This window comes from Micrococcus sp. IITD107 (genome assembly GCF_041927415.1).
Classification (GTDB): Bacteria; Actinomycetota; Actinomycetes; order Actinomycetales; family Micrococcaceae; genus Citricoccus; species Citricoccus terreus.
Map to the genome: position 1 here is coordinate 1 of NZ_JBHFFN010000015.1, position 5688 is coordinate 5688.

At 62.1% G+C, this 5688-nt stretch carries 4 protein-coding genes; all 4 read right to left on the reverse strand.

Annotation, left to right across the window (positions count from 1 at the left end):
• Positions 1 to 254: transposase (locus ACEXHE_RS13395; RefSeq protein ID WP_374786168.1), on the reverse strand; the 254-nt coding region annotated here is incomplete at its 3' end.
• 209 nt (positions 255 to 463) lie between these two features.
• Complete coding sequence (locus ACEXHE_RS13400) at positions 464 to 2503, reverse strand: hypothetical protein (RefSeq protein WP_374786169.1); 2040 nt, start codon at positions 2501 to 2503, stop codon at positions 464 to 466.
• A 58-nt stretch (positions 2504 to 2561) separates the two neighbouring features.
• Positions 2562 to 4640, reverse strand: coding sequence for a hypothetical protein (locus tag ACEXHE_RS13405; RefSeq protein ID WP_374786170.1), 2079 nt, complete (start codon positions 4638 to 4640; stop codon positions 2562 to 2564).
• Entirely contained in the window at positions 4637 to 5323 is a 687-nt protein-coding gene (locus tag ACEXHE_RS13410) for a hypothetical protein (RefSeq protein WP_374786171.1), read from the reverse strand. The genes ACEXHE_RS13405 and ACEXHE_RS13410 overlap by 4 nt, the downstream gene beginning before the upstream one ends.
• Positions 5324 to 5688 lie beyond the last annotated feature (365 nt).

Consider the following 5688-nt stretch of genomic DNA (forward strand, 5'->3'; position numbering starts at 1 on the left):
GCGTTGGCCTCGCGCAGCTGACGGTTCTCCCGCTCGAGCTGCTTGATCCGCTCGTTCTCACTGGAGGGCACTCCCTCGCGTTCTCCGGCATCGATCTGGGCCTGGCGCACCCAACGGCGCAGGGACTCCTTTCCGATGCCCAGCCGGTCGCCGACGGACTGACAGGCCGCGGTCAGGGTGGGGTACTCATCGAGATGGTCCAGCACCAGGCGGGTAGCCCGCTGTTTGGTCTCCTCCGGGATCCTCTTCGGCATGCTCTCTATCTTCCTTCCAGACTCGAAAGAAAGCGGCATCAAACCGGTGACGGTTCACCCTTAGGCTGCGGGACGCAAATCTGGGCGATTGCTTACATGGCGCAGTGTGTGACTTTTGAAGATAACTGGCGGCCTTCTGTTGAGGCGGATTCCAGTGATCGTTGCCACCACTTTGACTCGGGCGTTACAACGATCACTGGAATCCGCCCTCAGCCACTTGACGGTGGCGTGCGATTTCCAGGGATGTCGAACATGACAACATGGCGGTCGCCAGCACCTCCGTTGCCGTCGATCGTGGCGTGTATGACATTGCTGGCGAGGTCGTCCAGATTGGTAGCGCCGGACGCGGGGGTACGTAGGACAACGAGGAACCCGATCTTAATGTCAGTGTTTCCGTATGCCGCGGTCTGCCGGATGTACTTCGGCTTGTCTTCAAGCGCTACATGAGTGGTGTCAACCTTGAGCTCGGCAACCAATGTAAAGCCCTCGAATGCGAATTGAATGTCGGTGCGTCCTCCGGCGACGCTCTGCACCTCGGACTTCGCGCGTTGGCGGAAGTGGTTGGACCACAGCCACGTGAGAAGGTGGTTGTGCAGCTTGGACTCAGGCACCGACGCCTGGAACAGCCACTGTTCGTCAGACTTCTGAACGTTGGTCATCGAGGCGACGTACAACGTGAGGGCTCTAACGACGCGGGTGACGGCATCGGCTACGGCCCCCGTGAAGTCGTCGCTCTTATGCAGTTTGGTAACGATGTCGGTGATGATTGCGTCGACGGTGAGATCGGGCTCGGTACGGGAGATGTGGTGGTATGTCGCTACGGCTGTCGCGACTGTGGCGAGGTCCTCGGCCGTCAAGGTGTGGGCGATCTTTTTGGCCAGTTCAGGACTGCCTTCCAACAGGTCAGCAAGCAGCGCCGGGACGGCTGCTTGCTCGTCGCCTTTTCCCGGCGGCTCGCTGGCCAGGAGGCGTTCGCGGGCCGATTCGAGCAGGACTCGAACGCCTTCAAGTCGACGCCCCAAAGCAGCGTCATTGGGAGCAGCACATGCTTGTTGCTGCAGCGCCTCGGCGTGGTCGCTCAGGTGCCGCATCAAGGTGGCGCGTTGGACGAACCCACCCTCTATGGCGGGACGGAGGACCTTGTGGACGAGGCCGGCCCCGGCGCGGTGTGCGGTGAAGTCGTACGAGTGCGAGGCGTCGTAGATGGCTGCGATGCGGTCAACGACTGTAGCGACTTCGTAGAACACGTCGCGGTCCATCTGGTCGCCCAGCCACGTGAGGTCCTCGGCGAGATGAACCCAGCTGGCAACGACCACTCGCTTGCGGTTCCCTGCCCAGTGGTCGAGTCCGGACGAGGTGACGGCATACTGCTCAGCGTCGCGCTGGAGCGCAGTTAACGCGCCGGTGTCGAACATCAGCGCTTGTACGGGAACGGGGTCTCCGGCGGCCGCCACTGCCATCAGTTGTTCAAGGTGGCCTAGCACGCGGTTGAGGATGGCGGCGTCTTCGCGATAATCTTCAACTTCTGCAAGTCGGGCGCGTGCGGCGCTGAAGTGCTCTAGGGCAGCGGTTGCGGTGCTCGACCGGAGTGCCCGAAGTACCTCAATGTTCGCGGCTGTCCACTCGACGTCCTCGGCGACAACGCCTCCGTCCTCAGCAACGACCTCTACCACTGCAACGATGTCGTCAACTCCGTCCCAGTGATCGTAGGCGGCGGTGATGCTGCGCAAGACGGCTCGCGCGTAGCGGGGAGGCTGGGCGCCCTTGATATCGCTGAGCAGCGCCAGGACCTTGAACCGCGAGCCGTGCTCGTCAAGAGCAAGGCGTGTCAGAACTTCGAGCGCCTCGCCGGCGCGTATTACTCCCGCAGACGTGTCACGGAGATCGTGGCTGTCTGGAGGGCATGCTAGCGACAGACAAGCGTCCGCAAGCCTGCTGCCCGCGACGCCGAGGAACCTCGGTGAGCCGCACATGGTATCCACGACCGACGCAAATGTCGTCGGGTCGCCGGTCTTGGCAACGACGTCCACGAGAGTGTGAGAAGTCGCGATGCAAGCAGGATCGTCAGGGTCGAGGTCGCGGCACACGATGCTGGTGACTACGTGCAGCAGAGGGTCGTCGACGAGCGTATCGACAGCTTCAGCCAAGGCATCCCAGCCGCCGATGTCCGCGACAATGGAGGTCGGCGGTTCCTGCCCATTCAGGGACGAACGCAGAAGCCGGATGGTGTCCTGGTTGTCCACGTTCATCGCCTCATCTCGTCTTCATTGTCGACTGCCCGGCTCACCGCCCAAGGGCAGCGGACGGTCACCAGACATAGCCGTCACCGTCAGCAGCCCGTACATTCCTCTCGTTCAGAATCTTCTCGAGCAGGGCCGTATGGGCGGTCGCTACGAACAGTTGAACGTCCGCCTCGACCGCGACGTCCATAAGGGCCCCAAGCATCTTCGACAAATCAGCCTCGCCGATCTCCTCCGAGGCGGGCGAGTCGATGAACAACAGCCCCGGATGGCGGCCAACGCCCTCGCGTTTGCCCACACGCATCAGCGCGATGGCGGTCGCAATCTTGAGACGGATACGCTCACCACCACTGACAGACGCGTACCCCTCGTCAGCGCCCCCGGTCCACACCCTCATGGTCGCGTTGCCCTTGAGAGCAACGCGCTCCAAGTTGTTGATACCGAAGTCACGCGCTAGCCGTGCGATTTCCTCGGAAACCATGCTCAAGATAGGGTCCTGATCCGCCTTCAACCACTTGTCGACGATTGGCTTGGCAGCCTTCAAGACAGCACCAACTAGGTCGTTTTCACCGTCTCCCGGGGCACCGGCTCGCGGAAGCACAAGCGACTCCAGGGCGCCCTGAGCACGCGCGAGGTCGATCGCCGCCTGTTGGCGCTGCTCCGCCACAGCCAGACCATCCTGAGCGGCCGTCACCGAGCTAGCGGCATTCTGCTCAGCGGCCTGCGCGACAACCAGGTCGGCCTCGATCGCCTCAGCAGACTGCTCGGCAGCAGCAACAAGCTGCTCCAGAGCGGCCAGAGCATCGACAGCGTCCGCGTCATCGTCGTCGACGTCGTCGACGTCCGTCATCTGCGAGGCCGTGCGGCGAAGCTGTTCGAGCTCTTCGTCAGAGATCTCAGCAGCGACCATGATCTGGTCGTCGAGTGCCGACAGGTCGAGACCGGCGTGGCACAACGAGCACTCATGCTCATCGTATTCGGCCCGCCGGTGCTCCTCGGTCACCCTCGAAGCACATCGAGGGCATTGTGTCGGCTGCATGCTATTGAAAAACTTGCGCGCCAACCTGTCCTCTGTCACCGCCTGTCTGCGCGCCAACTCGGCCTGAAAACGGGCGCGCGCTTCGTCGACAGCCCCACGAGCTGTTATAAGCTGCAACCGCAATGTGTGAGCTGTCTGTGAGGTGTCGTTGGCGTGACTCACCAATGCGAAAACACTCGCCACGTCCGGGGCACTCGGCGGCAGAGCCTCCAGCGCAGCCCACGCCAAATCGACCCGAGCCTCAGCGTCAGCGCGCTGAGCCTGGGCGAGCTCGCTCTCGGCCCGGGCCTCTTCCGCCGCCAAATTGCTCTCGTATTCGTACCGGCTGAGGGCTGCATTCACCTGACCGACCGTCGGCGCCCATGATGTGCCAGCGAACATCTGCAGAAGCCGAGTCGACAGGCTCGACACATTGCCGATGAGGGGGTCGAGTTGGTCAGCGAAGAAGTTCAGCGCTCCCGCATATGCAGGCCACGCGTGCGGCTGCAGCTTGTCCTTCGCCCACACGCTGAGACTCTCGAGTCGCAGACGCTCGAGCATGAATGAGTTCATCAGCGCTTCGAAGGCATCCGCATTGGTGAATGAGCCCAGCTTGACGCCCTCACCGTCTCCCGACGGCAGACGTTGCCACATGTTCCCACTGGGTACACCGTCGACCGCGTTGAACACAACGGCAAACATCGTCCCGTCGATCGTGAACTCGACGGTCACGCTGCTGATCCACTTTTGGACGTCAGCTCGCAGAGAGGATCGCCCCACGAGCGCCCACGAGATGACCTTCAGCAACGACGATTTGCCACGAAGGTTCTTCTCGCTGCCGACACCGTTGACGCCGGCGGCGGGACTCCAATCGAACTCGAACGGCACCCTCACCCGAGGCTTGTCTTTGTCGTCATCAGTGGGCGTGACAACGGCCCCGCTGTCATTCAGCACGAGCGACTTCGCGCCGGAGAACGCCACGCGCGTGACATGTAGTTGCACGGGGACGCCCGCGTTCGATCGGTCCACGATGCCCGCCTCGGCCAAGATTTGCTCGACCCGACTGAGCTCGAGACCCTCCCACTTCTTTACGAGCTTCGCGTGGATTTCAGTACCGAGAATGGTCATTTGCTCGCTCCGCTCACTTGACGTTGTATAGCCAGCCGCTCCCGCACCACTGGCGCGATCGACGCGATCCGCAAACCCAACTGCGTCTGGGCGTACTCTGCCTGCTCGTACTGCCGCTCCTTGAGACGCCCACCCTTGTCGGAACCTGCGACCAGATGTACTAGCTCTGCCTGCCGTCCATACCAAGACAAAACCGGGTCCGCGGCCAGCTCGACCGCAGCGGCAACACCTGCTGGTTTCAGGTAGAACTCGTTGCGGTAACGTCGCGGAGGGTTACCTTTGCGACGTACTTCGGCTAGGCCGTACGACTGCAACATCGAGAACGCGTCGTCGAGTGCCTCGTAGGCGCCTCGCAGCCACTTCGGCATCGGATACCAATGCAGGTTCGGCTCCGGTCCGTCAAGCAAATGCTGGGCTAGCGGGAGGTACCTAGCGGCGTCCAGCTCGCCGGCTTCCACCTTGCTGATGACTTGATCTGCCAAATAATCAGGGTTCCTCAGCCAGAAGTCGAGAGCCTGCAGGCGCAGCTCGCTGCGGATGACTTTCACGAACTCGTCCGGGTCGGCGTCCGTGACCGGATCCCCGCATGTGTCGAGCAGAACCAGGACGCGGACGGCGTGCTGGTTTTTCGACGCCTCCGGTCGGTGGGGCTCAGCACCCGTCAATGGCGGCCGGTCAGTCATCGCAGAAGGCCTCTCTCGAAGGTTTCGTAGCCGGGGGCTACCGACACCCAGCATAGGAAGCAAAACCGCTTAGGAGCTGGACTTAGTTGCAGTGAGTCACGAATCTGGAAGGATGTCGAACCCGGTAGGGGGTCTGCCTGACGTGTCTGGTGCGTCCGCCGCGTATCACGGTGACTACTCAAATTCGGCGAAGCACTTCCACTGAAGACCACCGCGGGCAGGATACGGAAGCGGCAGGCTCTCGTCCTGGACACATCGTGCTCTGACTTATTGAGATCACGCTAAGGATGGATTCGCAACAGCATCTTGGCACCTTTCTGACCGGTCCCAATCCGGAGCCTCTCGGTCCCGGCCGGGGGTGTGCT